The 16215-nt window shown below is 63.1% G+C and carries 17 protein-coding genes and 1 tRNA gene; 10 read left to right on the forward strand and 8 right to left on the reverse strand.

All coding sequences use genetic code 11. From position 1 onward, the window contains the following. Window positions 1–110: 110 nt before the first annotated feature. The 8 genes from VF536_RS12885 (at window position 111) to VF536_RS12920 (ending at window position 6211) form a co-directional block, all read left to right on the forward strand. Entirely contained in the window at window positions 111–530 is a 420-nt protein-coding gene (locus VF536_RS12885) for a VOC family protein (protein ID WP_331615249.1), read from the forward strand. Beyond that, entirely contained in the window at window positions 530–1414 is an 885-nt protein-coding gene (locus VF536_RS12890; protein ID WP_331615250.1) for a DUF3034 family protein, read from the forward strand. Before VF536_RS12885 ends, VF536_RS12890 begins: the two co-directional genes overlap by 1 nt. Window positions 1415–1469: 55 nt before the next feature. After that, entirely contained in the window at window positions 1470–1910 is a 441-nt protein-coding gene (locus tag VF536_RS12895; protein ID WP_331615251.1) for a group 1 truncated hemoglobin, read from the forward strand. A gap of 104 nt (window positions 1911–2014) precedes the next feature. Continuing rightward, the gene (locus VF536_RS12900) at window positions 2015–2800 is read left to right on the forward strand and encodes a hypothetical protein (protein WP_331615252.1); all 786 of its coding nucleotides are present in this window, start codon (window positions 2015–2017) and stop codon (window positions 2798–2800) included. 709 nt (window positions 2801–3509) lie between these two features. Beyond that, window positions 3510–4187 carry a hypothetical protein gene (locus VF536_RS12905; RefSeq protein WP_331615253.1) on the forward strand — a complete coding sequence of 226 codons (678 nt, stop codon included), beginning with the start codon at window positions 3510–3512 and terminating at the stop codon, window positions 4185–4187. A 10-nt stretch (window positions 4188–4197) separates the two neighbouring features. Continuing rightward, window positions 4198–4683 (forward strand): hypothetical protein, encoded by a 486-nt coding sequence (locus tag VF536_RS12910; RefSeq protein ID WP_331615254.1) that lies wholly within the window; start codon window positions 4198–4200, stop codon window positions 4681–4683. Window positions 4684–4686: 3 nt separating this feature from the next. After that, entirely contained in the window at window positions 4687–5292 is a 606-nt protein-coding gene (locus VF536_RS12915; RefSeq protein WP_331615255.1) for a DUF7689 domain-containing protein, read from the forward strand. Between the two features lie 325 nt (window positions 5293–5617). Beyond that, window positions 5618–6211: a recombinase family protein gene (locus VF536_RS12920; RefSeq protein ID WP_331615257.1), complete on the forward strand. Its 594-nt coding sequence runs from the start codon at window positions 5618–5620 to the stop codon at window positions 6209–6211. A gap of 82 nt (window positions 6212–6293) precedes the next feature. On the opposite strand, the gene VF536_RS12925 is transcribed toward VF536_RS12920, so the two are convergent. Further along, window positions 6294–6566, reverse strand: a complete 273-nt coding sequence (locus VF536_RS12925) for a helix-turn-helix transcriptional regulator (RefSeq protein ID WP_331615258.1) — start codon at window positions 6564–6566, stop codon at window positions 6294–6296. On the opposite strand from VF536_RS12925, the gene VF536_RS12930 reads away from it, so the two are divergent. After that, complete coding sequence (locus tag VF536_RS12930) at window positions 6545–7237, forward strand: hypothetical protein (protein ID WP_331615267.1); 693 nt, start codon at window positions 6545–6547, stop codon at window positions 7235–7237. The genes VF536_RS12925 and VF536_RS12930 overlap by 22 nt on opposite strands. A 647-nt stretch (window positions 7238–7884) precedes the next feature. Here the strand turns inward: VF536_RS12930 and VF536_RS12935 are convergent. The 6 genes from VF536_RS12935 to rsmB all read right to left on the reverse strand — a co-directional run bounded on the left by VF536_RS12935 (window position 7885) and on the right by rsmB (window position 14998). After that, the gene (locus tag VF536_RS12935) at window positions 7885–9606 is read right to left on the reverse strand and encodes a DUF6538 domain-containing protein (RefSeq protein ID WP_331615259.1); all 1722 of its coding nucleotides are present in this window, start codon (window positions 9604–9606) and stop codon (window positions 7885–7887) included. Between the two features lie 151 nt (window positions 9607–9757). Next, a tRNA-Phe gene (locus tag VF536_RS12940) sits at window positions 9758–9833 on the reverse strand. Window positions 9834–9906: 73 nt separating this feature from the next. Next, window positions 9907–10635, reverse strand: a complete 729-nt coding sequence (locus VF536_RS12945; RefSeq protein WP_331615260.1) for a response regulator — start codon at window positions 10633–10635, stop codon at window positions 9907–9909. Between the two features lie 6 nt (window positions 10636–10641). Continuing rightward, complete coding sequence (locus tag VF536_RS12950; RefSeq protein WP_331615261.1) at window positions 10642–12891, reverse strand: sensor histidine kinase; 2250 nt, start codon at window positions 12889–12891, stop codon at window positions 10642–10644. 70 nt (window positions 12892–12961) lie between these two features. After that, window positions 12962–13576 (reverse strand): DUF4390 domain-containing protein, encoded by a 615-nt coding sequence (locus VF536_RS12955; protein WP_331615262.1) that lies wholly within the window; start codon window positions 13574–13576, stop codon window positions 12962–12964. Between the two features lie 30 nt (window positions 13577–13606). After that, a complete protein-coding gene (gene rsmB, locus VF536_RS12960) occupies window positions 13607–14998 on the reverse strand; it encodes a 16S rRNA (cytosine(967)-C(5))-methyltransferase RsmB (RefSeq protein WP_331615263.1) in 1392 nt (463 codons plus the stop codon). Window positions 14999–15162: 164 nt separating this feature from the next. Between rsmB and folE the strand changes: the two genes are divergently transcribed. Then, entirely contained in the window at window positions 15163–15882 is a 720-nt protein-coding gene (gene folE, locus VF536_RS12965) for a GTP cyclohydrolase I (RefSeq protein ID WP_331615264.1), read from the forward strand. On the opposite strand, the gene VF536_RS12970 is transcribed toward folE, so the two are convergent. Beyond that, on the reverse strand, window positions 15883–16215 hold a 333-nt coding region (locus tag VF536_RS12970), incomplete at its 5' end, for a LemA family protein (RefSeq protein ID WP_331615265.1).

Below are 16215 nucleotides of genomic sequence, written 5' to 3' on the forward strand. Positions count from 1 at the left end.
CCCCATCGAGACGGTCTTCGCACATGGCCTTCGTGCATGCGCGCCGGGCCGGTCGCGGCCACAATGCATCATTCCGTTTCCATTCCTCCAACGCCATCCGCCGACCGCTCATGAAGTATCTGCACACCATGGTCCGCGTGACCGACCTCGAAGCTTCCCTGAACTTCTACCGCGACGCGCTCGGCCTGCAGGAAGTGCGCCGCACCGAGCACGAGGCCGGTCGCTTCACGCTGGTCTACCTCGCCGCGCCCGGCGATGAGGATGCCCAGATCGAACTCACGTTCAACTGGGATCCGGAGGTCTATACCGGCGGTCGCAACTTCGGCCACGTCGCCTACGCGGTGCCGGACATCTACGCCGCGTGCCAGCGCCTGATGGACGCCGGCGTGACCATCAACCGTCCGCCGCGCGACGGCCGCATGGCCTTCGTGCGCTCGCCCGACAACATCTCCGTCGAACTGCTGCAGGACGGTCCGGCGCTGCCGCCGGCCGAGCCGTGGATCTCGATGGCCAACACCGGCGCCTGGTAATGATTCGAACGCTTGTCCCCCTGTTGCTGGCCGTGCCGCTGGCCTGTGCCGCGCAGGCGCAGGGCAAGCTGCTGCTGACCGGCGGTGTGAGCAGCATCGACGGCGCCGCCGGTGGAGGCCTGACCCCCTGGGCGCTGACAGGCAGCTATGCCACCAGCGGCCAGATCGGTGCCACGGCCTACTTCACGCGCTTGCCAGTGCAGGACTACAGCCTCTCCGGCTACGGCGCGTCCGTGGCCTTCGGCGAGCGCGCCGAGCTGTCGCTCGCGAAGCAGGACTTCAGCGCTGGCGGCACGGGTGCCGCGCTCGGCCTGCCGGGGCTCAGGTTGAAGCAGACGATCCTCGGCGCGAAACTGCGGCTGGTCGGCGATGCGGTGCTCGACGCGGACACCTGGATGCCGCAGATCGCGCTGGGGGTCGAGTACAAGCACCTGGATGCCGGCGGACTGGCGCCGACGCTCAGTGCCCTCGGCGCGAAGCGCAACGGCGTCGACGTCTACCTGAGCGCCACCAAGCTGTTGCTCGCGCAGAGCACGCTGGTGAACGTGACACTGCGCGCGACGCGAGCCAACCAGAACGGTCTGCTGGGCTTTGGCGGCACCGCCAGCAGCCGCTATTCGTTGGTCCCCGAGGTATCGGTCGCGTACCTCATCAACAAACAGTGGGCGATCGGCGCCGAGTACCGCATGAAGCCCGACAAGCTCAATCCGTCGGTCCTCGGGGATGCGCTGCGCGAGGACGATTGGAAGGATGTGTTCGTTGCCTGGGCGCCGAACAAGCATCTCTCGCTGACGGCAGCCTACGTGGACCTGGGGCGTGTGGTGCCCGGCATCCAGCCGCGGCGCCAGCGCGGGGTCTACGGGTCGATCCAGTTCGCATACTGATCCTTGACCTGACGCCCGCATGCCACCACGACGAATCGACGAGGAGACCCTGACGATGCGATCTGCTCGAAGGATGTGGATGGCCGGCGCGCTGGCGCTGCTGATCGGCCTGGGTGCCGGCGTGCGGGCGAACGCGGCGGACGATGCGCTGTACCGCTCGCTCGGCGGCGAGGAGGGCATCGCCCGCATCGTCGACGGCATGCTCGATCGCGCTTACGCGGACGATCGCATCAAGAAGAAGTTCGACGGCGTCAATCCGAAGGCGTTGAAGGAGTCGATCCGCAAGCAGTTCTGCCAGCTCACCGGCGGGCCTTGTGTCTACGACGGCGAGACGATGGTGAAGTCGCATGCCCACCTGGGCTTGGACAAGGCTGACTTCAATGCGTTGGTCGAGGACCTGCAGTTCGCCATGGATGACCAGCAGGTGCCGTTCGCGGTGCAGAACCGCTTGCTGTCATTGCTGGCGCCGATGCATCGGGACATCATCACGCGTTGACGGTGTGGGCGCCTGCTCGCGGAGTCTTGAACGTCCACGGCGCAGCAGCCGACTAGGGGGTCGCTGGTCCGGATTGGCCGGACTGGCGTTGACCAGGGGCTCTTATGTTGCCGACTACCTCCGCCGTCCAAGGACAGTTTCCATCGCAGACGCTCGAGGGCGGTGGCGTTCCGGCCGCTTCCGCTCACCACATTGACGGCCAGCTATGCGGCAGCGTCCTGGACCTGCTGATGCAAGGGCATCGGTTGAAGGTGCCCGACAGCGAGCTGTTCGCCGGCGCGTTCGAGATGCTCGCGACGGGTCGTGACGACGGCCTGCATGAGGCGATGAAGCGAGCTTCAGAGACCGCCGGCGGGGGCCGACGTGCAGGTCCGCCACGCTCCATTGCGGAGATCCTGGAGCCCATCCAGGATCGAGGGCTGGCATTCGAGGTGAGGGTCTGCGATGACCTGGATTTTCTGCTGACGAGCGAATTCACGCCGTGGTCCCGGGGACTCGATTCGCTCAAGTCGGTGATTCGGATTCCGACCCCGCCGCGGGAGCCCCGTGATGCTGGGCCAAGGCGAGGCCTTGATCTTCTGTTGCTCCGATCCCATGACGTCGTCCGGCGCTGCGATGCACTCGAGGCAAATGGCTGCGCATTGGTGTTCGGCCCGAATGGATGTGCGGTCGTCTTCAAGGATCACGCGTGCCGCCTGAGCACGATGGCGCTTAGGGGCGTTGGCGATCCCATCCGGAATGTCCCCGTCCTGACTCAGAACGATGCTGAGATGTCCGCGCTGCAGCCGGCCACCGAGGTGCTGCATCGGGTGATGTTGATGCCTGGCAGCGCGAAATGGGCGATGGCGGTGGCGGTGGCGCGACCGGTCGATGGAGAGAGCACCGCCTGATCGCGACGCGATCGAGCCAGAAAGCAGAAAGCCCGGCAGAGCCGGGCTTTCTTGAATCTGGTGGCCAAGGGCGGAATCGAACCACCGAAACGCCGAAGCTCCGCTAAGCCGTTGATTTGTTGAGAGTTTTCTGAACGTCTATTTGGCTAAGTGTACCTGCGTCGGGTACCAACTACAAAGACGGCTCGAGAGCGGCCCAAAAACAAGACTGCACGGCCGCCATCTCTTGCTTACTCAAATAGTCGGAAGCGACATCGGTGGGCCTGCTCGGCCACTGCGAGGGGCGCGGGAGAAGGGGCGACAGCTGGTGCATCGAAAGTCTGCCTCCTAATGCCGGGCTGCTGCTTCCCCGCTGGGGCATGCCGCAAGGTATGACGGAAGACGTTTCGAGTCGCTTGCTTAGTGAGCAGTGGCTTGAGGAGGCGTCATGGCTTTCGTGTGCGCAAGACGTTGCAGACTTCCCGAAGGGCTTGACAAAGGGGACTGTTGCGCTATTGGCGCTTGCGCTACATTACGCTGCCCGACCGAAATTGCAACACTTGTGGCAAGGCTAAGTTGTTGATCCATAAGATTTTTTCGGAAGAGTCGTTTGGCATGGGAGGCTGCACGAGTGGGTGCGGCAATTGCCGATCACAAGACCTGGGTGAACTTTTTTGGCTATCGGTGCGGATCGAAGGGTCTTCTCCGCACCTGTGAAGGGAGCAAGTTCGTGCAATTTTTCAATGTTCAGTCGAAAGCGCTGAATATGTTGAGGGGCGTCGCACGCCTAAACGCTGCGGGAGCGGCAGAACTAGCCAATTTCCTGGCCGAAAATCTAGAAAAGCTTCAGACGCCAACAGAAGCCTATCGGATCGTCTCAGAGAAGCCGCTGAAAGCTGTAGACCCTGATACTGCGGTCCTATGGTTTAACAATCTCCTGCCATTCATTTATGAGGTTCTTCCCTCCGCAGTGGACGGGGACGAAGTTGCTACGGGCCTCGTGCATTCGGCGCAAGCTGCAGCCAAGGCTGACGGAAATGAGTTTACGGGTTCTGCACTTAAGAAGCTGCGTGCCAATCTGCTGACGATTCTAGATAATGCTACCGTCCGCATTAAAGCGAAAGCGATGCGTTTGCTAGCAACGCATGAGAGGGCACTTTCTCAGTGTGAAATTTTTTCTGATATTCGCCCTGTATTCAAGACGGACGGAAAAATCGAAGTTGAATCAGCTGTCGTTTACCATACCTTGCGAATCGAACATACGGGCAGTGACGATACCTTTTCCATCGCATTGGACTCCCATGACCTGAAGCGATTGAAAAAGGCAGTCGAAAGAGCGATTGAAAAGGAGTCGGCGTTATCGACTTTTATAGCCGGTGCAGGTATCGGCGAAATTAAACTGTCCTGAGGAGTAAATCATGGACTTCTCTTTTTCCTACGGATACGGGTCAAGCGACGAGATTTCGTCTGCTTTTGACTACGCAACTCCCAGTCGCGTCAGCTCGCTGCTTCGTTCGCCGCCTCAACCGAAAAAAGTTGCGCCGCGAATCACTGGAAAACGTATCAGGATTGTTTCTCCAGGCGAGAATCTGAATGAAATTGGCGGGGAAATTTCTCTCCAAGCTAAGCTATTTGCACAGCTGAAAGATGAATGGCGTGAAGCGGTCGCTTACTCGTCCAGTCCGACAGAAATGGCTATGCATCCTGCCTACCAACGAATTATTGGTATGGGTCGGGAAGCGTTGCCTTTCATCTTTGCCGAGTTGAAGGCGAGTCCTTTCTGGTGGTTCTGGGCGCTGCGTGCGATAACTGGGCACGACCCTGTAGATGCGTCAATGAAGGGGAGGCTGGAGCTGATGTCTAAGGCTTGGCTTCAATGGTGGGAGCTGAATAAGGATCAGTAAGCTATGGCAGGGGGGGCGTTGATTACTATAGAAGCAAAAATCAGACAAGGCTTCCATCGAGCGGTCGTTGGGGATCTAGAGATAACATCAGATCGAGATCCGAAGTACAACTGCATCGCGTGGGCAATGGGAGAGGACGAACGCTATTGGTGGCCTGATCAGGATGGATATTGGCCGGATGGAGTTGAGCGTTCGGTCACCGTTCAAGCCTTCATTGAAGCATTTGCTACAAAGGGCTTTGTTCCTTGCGCCGGTCCTGACCCCATTGCGGGAAAGGAAATAGTCGCCCTATATACCTTGAACGGAAGCCCTACGCATGCGGCTTTTCTGCATCATTCGGGTAAATGGGCGTCAAAACTAGGTGCGCAGTGGGATATTCATCATAAGGATCTCCCGTGCATTGGCGGAAATACCGGTGCAAGATATGGTGATGCAACACACTACTTCCAGCGCGATTTGCCACCGGTTTCAAGACCGGTGAAATCGAATGCGGAGTATGCTATGAACAAGTTGGCTGGTTGGACCAATTCTGATCTTCCGCCTGAAATTGCGCCGAAGAAGCCCGTTAGAGCAGTGAAACAGCGCCCGATACGCGGGAAAAAGAAATAGTGCGATTCTGAGCGGCCCAAAGGGGCCGCTTCTCTTTTGGGTGCAAGATTAAAATCGTTGTGCTATTTCGAGGGGGGTGCTTGCCCATCCAAGAATCGGGTTCCCCCCGCCCCGCTATAGGGTGCGTAAGCGTTGTCAAGGCTACTAGACAGTCTGCCCCAGCGAGCGGTTTCGCAATGAGGGGGACTTGAGCACATCCCGCATCCGAAAGTTGTACCTTGCGAGCCATGGTCGGGAGGCTGGCCCAGGGTTGGTCCAGAAGATATTGACTCGACTTGTGGGCCAGGTCATGATGTGGGCTACTACCTTTCGTGCCAGGTCGCCTATGTCCTACATCGCCTACCACCGTACCTCCAGTGATACCCAGTCCGTCGAATCCCAGCGCCAAGTCTTGGCTCAGGGGCGGGCGTTCGATTGCGAATTCTCTGATGAGGGTGTGAGCGGTGGCGTCCCTGCTGCGCTGCGACCGGGGTTTGCCAAGCTACTGGCCTATGTCCGCGAAGGTGACACCGTGTCCGTGTATGCCGTTGACCGCCTTGGCAGGGATGCGTTGGATGTCCAGGCGACCGTCCGCGGCCTCTTGGAGCGCGGGGTCTCGGTTGAGGTGTACGGCCTGGGGCTGATCGGTAAGGGCGTCGGGGAGCTGATCCTGGCGGTCCTCGCTCAGATAGCCGACATGGAGCGCAACCGGATTAACGAGCGCACCTCGGCGGGCCGTGTTGCGGCTCGGGCCTCGTTGGAGGCCACCGGCAAGACCCATCGGGGCAAGGACTCGTTGGGCCGTCCCCAGGCTGCAGATCCCAGGGAAGTGCTTGCCTGGAGGTCCGCTCATGCAGCGAGCATCAAGAAGACGGCAGAGCACTTCAACATCTCAGTCACCTCGGTTAAGAGGTACATGGCGGCAGGCTCCCAGAGCTAGGCCTAGAGGATGGCGACAGCCTGGCCGTGGCCCGGGATGCTAGATGGCACTGGCATGCACGGTGCAAGTCAAGTCACAAGAGCTAAGGGTGGGGTGTGAGCAGCTCAAACGCCTGAAGGCCGAAAACTCTCGCGAGGCGCTCTACGTTGTCCAGCGACACGTTCCGAACTTGCCGCTCGACATGGGCGACAAAAGTTCTATGCAGACCCACCTCTAGCGCTAAGGCCTCCTGCGACCATCCGCGCTCTCGCCTCAATCGAATCAGATTGATCGCCAGAGCTTGGCGTGCTGGCGGCCCTGCGACCTGCGGCTGTGGAGTGGTGCTGGACAAGCATGCAAGTCTCCAAACCTGCATCCTTTAAGTCAGCCGCGTTTAAGTCACAATTGGCCAACCAAAGTGTTTGGAGTTTTGTGATGAGGGTGCAACTGCTTGGCCTCTTGCTATCGGCCATGGGCTCTTTATCTTCGGCGCAAGCGCAAGCGCAAGCGCAAGCGCAAGCGCAAGCGCAAGTGCAGGCTAGCGAGCCAGAGGGCGCAATAAAGGCGTTGGCGAGCTTCTGCCTAAATGACATTTGCCTGGGGACTTCTCTGGCAACGGCCAAAGCCTCACACAAGATCGAGTCGCTTGAGCGTCGCAGTCCTCCGACCGTATGCGATGAGCATGATGTCTTGACTGGCTACGTTCTCGGTGAGGGTCCGAGACTCATCCGACTTGTGTTCCGCCGCTATCCAGGGCTGGGACAAGGCGAGGATGCCTATCGTCTTGCAAGTGTTGCGCTGCAGTTCTCGGTATCGGAAAGACAAAGGGACTTGATGGTCGAGTCGGTGTTGGCGCGACATGACTTCGTCCCAGTGCCGGGGCGAACGGACGCTTGGAGGGCGGCCCCATTCAAGTCGGAGGTCCTCTTTGGGACCATACCGAAGCATGACGACCTAACCGAATTCGCGATGTATGCCGACCACTCCGAATTCAGAAAATGGATGCTTACCGACAGCAAGTGCAGGCAGACGTTCCCGTCGCTGTAACTCGATAGGTTCGTTTGGCTAGCAACAACACTCCGAGCATCGCCGCCAACGTTCGTGGGAGGGTTGCATGGAACCACGTCAAGTGGCCCAAGGTTCGGGTTCCATCCCACGACTCGGCGATGCTGACGGGATGCTATCCGGGGAGGTGATTCGGTACCCTATAAGAACGGACAAGTGCGTCCCGTCTGCCCCTCTCGCTCGGATCCTGCCTGCGTACCCGAACTTGGGCGCCGCAACTGCGGTCAGGCTGGCCCCCCATGTAAGTCAGAATGAGCCCACAAGCCCAAGCCCAAGCCCAAGCCCAAGCCCAAGCCCACAAGCCCACAGCACGTAAGTGTTCATCCCGAACCTGCAATTGCTATTCAAAGTCCACTTGATACGTCGACCTACAATCAGTAGACCTGCCGTCGGTAGCCAGCGCCTAGTGAGTAAGAGACCAGTAGATAAGTGCCAGATAGACACATAGTAAATAGCACCTAGTAGACAAGTTCTAGTAGGCCGGCACCTAGAAGACGCACGACAAAGAGAAGATTAGAGAAGTCGGTGAAGTAGGTGAGCGAACAAGTACATGGAGCATCTGTCCAGGGGGCTTTTATGGGGGCTTTAAGGGGATTGGGAATATCGAGCAGTCTCAGTGTGGCTAAGGCTCATAGGTCGATGATTCGTGGGAGGCGTTGCAGCTCTTCGCTCATACGTCGAAGAGACATGGATCCATAGGCTCGGCCTACGCCACCGCTACCGGCATGGCCCGTCAATGCATCGTGTACCTCCTCGGTGATGCCAACATCTCGACATAGAGTCTTGAAGGTATGCCGAAATCCATGCATTGGGCTCACGGGGGACACAAGGCGGACTGTGGATCGAAGGTAGTTGGTCCAATGCTTTCCGAAGTTGGCACCGTAGTACCCGGATGGGTTTGCCTTTAGCTCAGGGAATAGCTGGCCGCTCTTGTCGACGGAGTTGGCATAGACCAAGAAGCCGCGATCCACTACGTCTGGGTGCAAGGGGATCAATCGTCGGCTGCTCTCTGTCTTGACACCCCGGTCGCCGTCCTCCTCGTCGGCAACCGCGAGGATGTTGAGGTGCCAGATGCCATCCTCTGACCTTCGGACATCGATGGCCTTGAGCTGCGCAAGCTCCTCCCGTCGAGCGCCGGTATAGAACAGCAGCACGGGTAGCCAGTACCAAGCCTCGCCGAAGTTGGCGCGTGGGGGTTTCCAATTCTTCGACGCAAAGGCGGGGCTGTTGAAGATCGCCTGAAGCTCTGACCTGGTGTACTCCTTGCGCTTGCGTGTAGTCACGGTCCTTCTCGTGGCGGCCTTGGCTGCAGCACGTCCGGCGCCGCCAGCAATCACGGGGTTTTCGCTGAGCCAATCCAACCGCACCGCATGGCTGAGCACGGCCGAAAGTGCGCGAAGCTGATTACGGATCGTCGGCTCTGAAAGTCGCGTCAGGTTCTCCGCGTCGGCCTTTGTGATGAGTGCCTGAGCTGAGAGGCCGCGTGTGCCTTCGCCTTTCGCTGGCATGCGTGCCAACAAAGCTCTAAAACGGCCTACAGCGTCCCGGTCGATGTCGTTGACATGCAGATCGCCGACCAGCTCGACAAATCGCTCTACGGTCGATTTAAAGCTTGCAATCGTCTTGCGGGTGGCTCGCGTGTCGCCGTCGTTCAGGATCTTTTCGTTGCTGTATGAATCGAACAGCGCAGGCAGCCGGATCTGTTTTGTGCTCCGCTCCTTTTGTCGTTCGGTGGCGAGTGGAGCGATTGGTGCCACGTCTTGCCCAGGCGCGGTGAACTCGCCTTCGTGACGTTGCAGCGCCCAGCTGGAAAGCTTGTGAAGGTGCTCGATGAACGCGAGGTTTAGGTGGCTCGCGACCAGTGAGTCTGAAGGAGGCAGCGGGAGACCGTGCTCGCTCAGTGCCGTCCGGATGTGCGGCGCGACTAGTGCCGCCCAATCGTTGTTGGGCGGGCCCTCGCCCTGAGCGGCGGCTTGGGCGAGTGTCAGGTATGAAGCCCACTCTTCCTCGTGGTCGCCTTGGCTCCATCGGCCACCTGGCCCTTCTGCGAGCATCTCGGTGAACCGACGTGATCGCTCAAGGCGGGCCTGCTCGCTGCGGAACCACCGGGCTGCAAGTTGCGATGAGTCTTCGAGGCTGATTGCCTCGATGCCCGCGAGCCCCGCCCGAGCCACCGCGAAGGCTGCGTCCGACTCCGTCCACGCGGCCGCATACCGGGACTTCGCCTGCCCCGGATCTCGCGTCTTCAGCGAGCGCTTGTACTCATGTCCAAGTGCGGGCCTCAGCTCGGCGGGCACCCTGCGACGAAGGTAGTAAATGCCGGATACGGGATGCTTGAATGGGTCGGCCATGAACGAGCGGCGGCGAGGCTTGCGAGAGGTCGCGAGTCTAGGGCGAGAGGGCATTGGTGTACCTGTTCGGTGTACCAAACCAACGTGCTTAGCGATGCGCCGGAAAGCAAAAAGCCCCTGACTCCGTTAGGAATCAAGGGCTTAGCATTCTTGGTGGCCAAGGGCGGAATCGAACCACCGACACGCGGATTTTCAATCCGCTGCTCTACCAACTGAGCTACTTGGCCGTGAGACTGGGTCTCGCATCGTTGTTCCAGGTCTTGCGTCCTGTGCCGAACAACGAAGACAGCGACTATAGCACTAAATTCCGCTCCCGCGCTTGTTTCTCGACAGATCGACGCCCAGTTGTTTGAGCTTGCGGTACAGGTGGGTGCGTTCCAGGCCGGTCTTCTCGGCCACGCGGGTCATCGAGCCGTTTTCCTTGGCCAGGTGGAACTCGAAGTAGCTCTTCTCGAACGCATCGCGCGCCTCGCGCAGCGGGCGGTCCAGCTCGAAGACCTGCTCGGAGGCCAGGCCCTGGTGCGGCAGCGGCGTCACCGGCGCGAGACCGGCCGTCTGCACCGGCAGCGTGCCGGTGGCGATCGGCTGCATCGCCTCCGGGCGCGGATAGCTGTTGCCGATCACGGCGCCGATCACCGGGGCCGCCGGCGGGGCCGGCCGGGGCGTGGTCTTCACCAGCGCCTGCTCGACCGCGCGCAGCAGCTTCTGCAGCGTGATCGGCTTTTCCAGGAAGGCCATCGCGCCGAACTTGGTCGCCTCGACGGCCGTGTCGATCGTGCCGTGGCCGCTCATCATGATGACCGGCATCGTCAACTGGCCCGTACTGCCCCATTCCTTGAGCAGCGTGATGCCGTCGACGTCCGGCATCCAGATGTCCAGCAGCACCAGGTCCGGGCGCGAGCGCTCGCGGCTGGCCCTCGCCTGCTGGGCGTTCTGCGCGAGTTCGATGGTGTGCCCCTCGTCGGAGAGGATTTCAGACAACAGGGCGCGGATGCCCAGTTCGTCGTCAACAACAAGTATGGTTGCCATGTATGCCTACTGTTCACGCGGCCGAGGCGCGTCCTGCGCAGGGCTCGGTGCAGTCGCGAGTTTTGAAAATGATAACGAAACTTGTGCGCCGCTCGGCGGCTGATCGCCGCCGCTGGCTGCTGGTAGATTCACCAAGCGGATGCGCGCGCCGTGTTCATCGGCGATTTTCTTCACCACCGCGAGTCCCAGTCCCGTGCCCTTGGTCTTGGTCGTGACGTAAGGCTCGAAGGCGCGCTTGAGCACGTTCTCCGCGAAACCGGGCCCGTTGTCGACGATCACCAGCCGCAGCGCCCGCAACTCGCCCGATTCCGTCAACGCCTTCTGGGTCCGCACGGTCACGTGACCGTCCGGACGATGGCTGACCGCATCCAGCGCGTTCTGCACGAGGTTGTGGATCACTTGCCGCAACTGCGGCGCGTCGCCCAGCATCAACGGCGGATCGGTCGCCAGGTCCGCGTTCAACTGGCCCGCTTCCTGGGCTTCGGCATACAGCGTCAGCACCTCGGCCACCAGCCCGTTCAGGTCCAGCGGCGCGAGCTTGGCCGCGGGCAGCCGAGCATAGTCCCGGAATTCATTGACCAGCTGCTTCATTGCCTGGACCTGGTTGACGATGGTGCCCACCGAGCGCACCAGCATCGCCTGGTCGTTGCCCTCGAGCTTGGCCTCGAGCTTGAACTGCAGCCGCTCCGCCGACAGCTGGATCGGCGTCAGCGGGTTCTTGATCTCGTGCGCGAGCCGGCGCGCCACTTCGCTCCAGGCTGCCGAGCGCTGCGCCGACACGACTTCGCTGATGTCGTCGAACACCAGCAGCCGCGCGTCCTGCGGCAGCAGCGCGCCGCGCACCAGCAGCGTCAGCGCGGTCTTCTCGTCGAGCTGCAGCTCGAACGAATCCTGCCAGTGCTCGCGCTCGCCGGACTCCGAGCCCTGCAGTTCGAAGCGCTGCCAGATGTCCTTGCTGAAGGCTGCCAGCGCCGGCAGTTCCTCCAGTTCCCGGCCCACGTAGGCCGACAGCGGCAGCTTCAGGATGCGCGTCGCGCCGGGGTTGACGGTCTCGATGTGCCGATCGGCGTCGAACACGATCACGCCCGCCGTCAGGTTGTCGAGGATGGTCTGCACGTGCGTGCGCGCGCGCTCCAGCTGCGTCACGCTGTGCTCGACCAGTCCGCGCGCGTCGGCCAGCTGCTGCGTCATGTCCGCGAACGACTGCGTCAGCCCGCCCAGCTCGTCGCGCGAGCGGAACACCGGCTTGGCCTTCAGGTCGCCGGTCGCGACCTCGCGCATGCCCTCGGCCAGCAGCAGCAGCGGCTGCACCAGCTGGTTGGACAGGGCCACCGCCAGCAGCAGCGCCGCGAACACCGCCAGGATCAGCACCAGCGTCAGCGTGTTCAGGTACATGCGTCGCAGGCCGTCGCGCAGCAGCGAGCGCTGCAGGTACTCCTGGTTCGCCGCCGACACGTTCAGCGCGTTGCTGATCACCTTGCCGGAGATCTGCTTGACGACCATCAGGTAGCGGTCGCTGTTGGTCAGCTGCAGCGCGCTGCTCGGCAGCAGGGCCAGCGACCGGATCCGCGCCTCGCCTTGCACTGCCAGCTGTTCGTCCTCCAGTCCTTCGAGCCGCGACGCGATGCCGTTGCTGCGCGCCTGGGAGATCAGCGCCGCGCTCGGACGCGCGGGGATCTCGCTCGACTCTCCGCCGGCGGACAGCATGACCTGGCCGTTGCCCGCGACCAGCGCGACGCTGCGCGCGCCCAGCTGGTCACGCAGGCGCTCCAGTGCCAGCGGCGCCAGCGCACCGTCCTCCCAGCGTTCGGCGGCGGCGCGGGTTCGCGTGGTCTGTTCCGTGCGCAGGTTCTCCAACGTGTCCTGGCCCAGTGCCAGGCCCGCCTCCAGGGCACTGGCGAGGCGCTGGTCGAACAGGCTCTCGATGCTCCGGTTCACGAACTGGAAGGACACCGTGTAGATCAGCAGTCCCGGCACCACGCCGACGATCGCGAAGATCCCGGCGAGCTTGAGCAGCAGGCGGCTGCCGAAGCGTCCGCGCTTCACCCGCAGCGCGAGCCGCGTCCCGGCGACGCCGATGACGATGATCAGCGCGGTGGCGACGGCCACGTTGACCCAGAACAGCCAGACGAAGTGGCGCTCCAGGAAGCCGCGTTGCGCGGTCGTGCTGATGGATAGCAGGAACACCAGCATGCCGCAGGCGCCCGCGATCGCGGTCACGGAGATCAACCACGCCAGGCGCGCCGACTTGGTCACGGGCAGGGTCCTTGCTGAATCAAGGAGGTCGGAAAGAGGGCGGAGAAGGAAGAAGGCAAGGTCCGCGGGGTCAAGGCTGTGGCCGGTTGGGCGGCGGCGTCGGTGGCGCCTCCAGCGTCAGTGTGAGATTGCGATCGACGCTCAGCGCCCAGCCCTGATTGCCGCCCAGGCCGATCTGCATCGGTCTCGGGAGTTGCGCGGTGTCCAGCTTGTAGCTGAACTCCAGGTAATAGCGGCCATCGTCCTCGATGTCCTTGGTCTCGGCGACGCGCCATCCGGACACGCCGCGCAGCGACCCGATCGCCTCGCCCAGCGTGTCGAAGCTCTGGTGCAGGCCGCCGGTGCTCACCCGGTACTGGCGGGTGAGCGGCTGCCAGGTCAGTCTCCAGGTCCGGCTGGCCTGCGCGACGCGGGCGTCGCGCCAGTACCAGCGGTTGCGCAAGACCTGGATCTCGGCGACGAAGTAGATCGCCACGCCCTTGAGCAACGCGTCCTCGGCCTGCCGCGGCAGCTCGAAGCGGGTGCTGAAGCTGACGGCCAGGCCGTCCTCCACCCGCTCCGCGTTCAGCACCTGCAGCGCCACGCCCTGCGCCAGCGCCCAGCCGTGCAGCGCCAGCAGCGCGCCGACCAGGGTCAGGCGCTGCCACCAGGAACGCAGCGAAACGGGACGGGACGGCGGAGGCACGCGGACGGATTCAGGGGGGAAGTTCTCGGGTCAGGTCTTCTGCAGCAGCGCGTAATAGAAGCCGTCGGTGACGGCCGCCGCGCTGGATGCGGAGTCCTGCGGACCATTGTCTGCGAGCGGCAGCAGATGCCCGGCCCCCTGGTCGAACTGACGCGACCGTGCATCGCCATGGCGTTGCAAAAACGCGTCGATCTGGTCCTGGCCTTCGGCCTTGAAGACCGAGCAGGTCGCGTAGAGCAGCCGGCCGCCCGGCTTGAGCAGCGGCCACAGGGCCTCGAGCAGTTCGGCCTGGATGCGTGCGAGCGACGGAATGTCGTCGGGCCGGCGCAGCCAGCGCACGTCCGGATGTCGGCGCACGATGCCCGAAGCGCTGCAGGGGGCGTCCAGCAGGATGGCGTCGAACGGGCGGCCGTCCCACCAGGCGGCGGTGTCGCGGGCGTCGGCGGCGCGCACCGCGCCGTCGAGCTTCAGGCGCTGCAGGTTCTGGCTCACACGCTCCAGCCGCTTGGCGTCGGCGTCCAAAGCCAGCAGATCGAGGCGGTTGCCGGCGAGTTCCTGCAAGTGCGCCGTCTTGCCGCCCGGTGCGGCGCAGGCGTCGAGCACCCGCGCGCCGGCGCCCAGTTCCGGCCAGTCCTCGCCCGGGGACAGGTCTTGCGGCCGGTGGCGGCCCAGCAGCAGCGGCGCGGCGAGTTGGGCCGACGCGTCCTGGACCGAGGCATGGCCTCCGTCGAAGCCGGGCAGGGCCTGGACCGGACGGGGCTCGTCGAGCACCACGGCCTGCGGGAACAGCGAGCCGGCGGGATGCGCGGCGATGCCGGCCTCCTGCAGGCGCGCGAGATAGCCCTCAAGGTCGTCATGCGCCGGATTGACGCGCAGCGTCATCGGCGGTTTCTGCTGGTTGGCCTGAAGCAGGCCCTGCCACTCGGCGGGCCAATCGGCACGCAGCCGGTCCTGCCACCAGCGTGGATGGTTGAAGCGGGCGACCGGATCTGCCTCCGCGGCGGCGACCAGTGCGTCGCGCTCGCGCAGGAAGCGGCGCAGCACCGCGTTGACGAAACCCGCGCTGTTGGGTGCGCGCTGACGCACCGCATGCACGGTCTGGTCGACCAGCGTGTGATCGGTGTAGGCCGTCTCGCCAGGCCAGAGCAGCGCGAGCGCGGTCACCAGCAGGGCGTCCACGCGCGGCGGCGGATTCTTCGGGGCAAGCGTGGCGCGCACCACTTGCGCGGCGCCGAGCCGGCGCAGCACGGTGAAGCTCAGCGCCTGCACGCCGGGGCGGATGTCGGCGGGGCATCGTGCGAGCCACTCGGTCAGCGAGTGGCCGTCGCGCACGGCCTGGACTGCATCGGCGGCGCTGGTCAGCAGCCGATGGAGCGGCGGCGCACCGCCGGCGGAGGGATTCTTTGGGGAGGGGGCAGACACCGCTGGAGTTTAGTGGCGATGGCAGCGAGCGCTTGTGGGGCCGGAATGAGGCTGGGGGTTCGCGGACGCGATGCCCCCTGCCTCGTGGAGTGCCCGCGCTTGGCAACCCGCAGTGAAGCACCTAGCTTTCGCCATCCCATTCGGAAGCCGCGACAATCCCGCCCATGACGAGCACCCTGATCCTGAGCCCCGACGAGTTGGCCGCGCTGCCCACATCGGACCGCATCCGTTACCGGCTGGTGAAGGCTGGCAAGCGCCACCACGCCAACGACAACATCGCCGAGTTCATCGAGGCGGGTGAACTGGAGCAGCTGCAGGCCGAGGTGCAGTCGCGGATGCAGGAGGTGCTGCAGTCGCTGGTGATCGACACCGTCAGCGACCACAACACGCAGGAGACGGCCAAGCGGGTGGCGAAGATGTTCGTGAAGGAGGTCTTCGCGGGTCGTTATGCGCCGCCGCCGCCGGTGACCGAGTTCCCCAACGCCGAGCGTCTGAACGAGTTGATGATCGTCGGCCCGATCACCGTGCGCAGCGCCTGCTCGCACCACCTGTGCCCGATCATCGGCAAGGTCTGGATCGGTCTGCTGCCGAGCGAGCACTCGAACCTGATCGGTCTGTCCAAGTACGTGCGCCTGACCGAGTGGATCATGAGCCGTCCGCAGATCCAGGAAGAGGCGGTCGTGATGCTGGCCAACGAGCTCCAGGACCGCGTCAAGCCGGACGGTCTGGCGATCGTCATGGACGCGGACCACTTCTGCATGCACTGGCGCGGCGTCAAGGACATGGACTCGACGATGACCAACAGCGTCATGCGCGGGTCCTTCCTCAAGGATGCGACGCTGCGCGCGGAGTTCCTCGCGCTGATGAAGAACAAGAAGGGTTGATTACAGGCTGCGCGCCTCGCTGAAGCCGACGAAGCTGACCAGCACCCGGGTCGGGAACTGCCGGATCGATGCGTTGTAGGCGTCGACCGCCTGGTTGAAGACCTGCCGCGAGAACGCCCGCTGGCGGTCGATCATCTTGAGCTCATCGACGGCGCCGCCGAGGTCCGGATCGGCGCTCAGTTCCGCGTGGTGCTCGACCAGCGACACCATCCGCGTCATCGCGGCGCCGTGCACCGCCGCGGCCACTGCCAGGTGCGCCACCGGATCCGCCGCATAGGGCCGGGTCCGCACGGCCTGCGCGGCGGCCTTGGCCTCGACCTGCGCCGCGGCCAG

The sequence above is a fragment of the Roseateles sp. genome (assembly GCF_036486225.1).
Classification (GTDB): Bacteria; Pseudomonadota; Gammaproteobacteria; order Burkholderiales; family Burkholderiaceae_C; genus Roseateles.

What these genes read in the sequence shown, in the direction of transcription:
- VF536_RS12885 (WP_331615249.1), top strand. Translation starts at nt 111, where the DNA reads ATGAAGTATCTGCACACCATGGTCCGCGTGACCGACCTCGAAGCTTCC.
- VF536_RS12890 (WP_331615250.1), top strand. Translation starts at nt 530, where the DNA reads ATGATTCGAACGCTTGTCCCCCTGTTGCTGGCCGTGCCGCTGGCCTGT.
- VF536_RS12895 (WP_331615251.1), top strand. Translation starts at nt 1,470, where the DNA reads ATGCGATCTGCTCGAAGGATGTGGATGGCCGGCGCGCTGGCGCTGCTG.
- VF536_RS12900 (WP_331615252.1), top strand. Translation starts at nt 2,015, where the DNA reads ATGTTGCCGACTACCTCCGCCGTCCAAGGACAGTTTCCATCGCAGACG.
- VF536_RS12910 (WP_331615254.1), top strand. Translation starts at nt 4,198, where the DNA reads ATGGACTTCTCTTTTTCCTACGGATACGGGTCAAGCGACGAGATTTCG.
- VF536_RS12915 (WP_331615255.1), top strand. Translation starts at nt 4,687, where the DNA reads ATGGCAGGGGGGGCGTTGATTACTATAGAAGCAAAAATCAGACAAGGC.
- VF536_RS12920 (WP_331615257.1), top strand. Translation starts at nt 5,618, where the DNA reads ATGTCCTACATCGCCTACCACCGTACCTCCAGTGATACCCAGTCCGTC.
- VF536_RS12930 (WP_331615267.1), top strand. Translation starts at nt 6,545, where the DNA reads ATGCAAGTCTCCAAACCTGCATCCTTTAAGTCAGCCGCGTTTAAGTCA.
- VF536_RS12925 (WP_331615258.1), bottom strand. Translation starts at nt 6,566, where the DNA reads ATGCAGGTTTGGAGACTTGCATGCTTGTCCAGCACCACTCCACAGCCG.
- VF536_RS12935 (WP_331615259.1), bottom strand. Translation starts at nt 9,606, where the DNA reads ATGGCCGACCCATTCAAGCATCCCGTATCCGGCATTTACTACCTTCGT.
- VF536_RS12945 (WP_331615260.1), bottom strand. Translation starts at nt 10,635, where the DNA reads ATGGCAACCATACTTGTTGTTGACGACGAACTGGGCATCCGCGCCCTG.
- folE (WP_331615264.1), top strand. Translation starts at nt 15,163, where the DNA reads ATGACGAGCACCCTGATCCTGAGCCCCGACGAGTTGGCCGCGCTGCCC.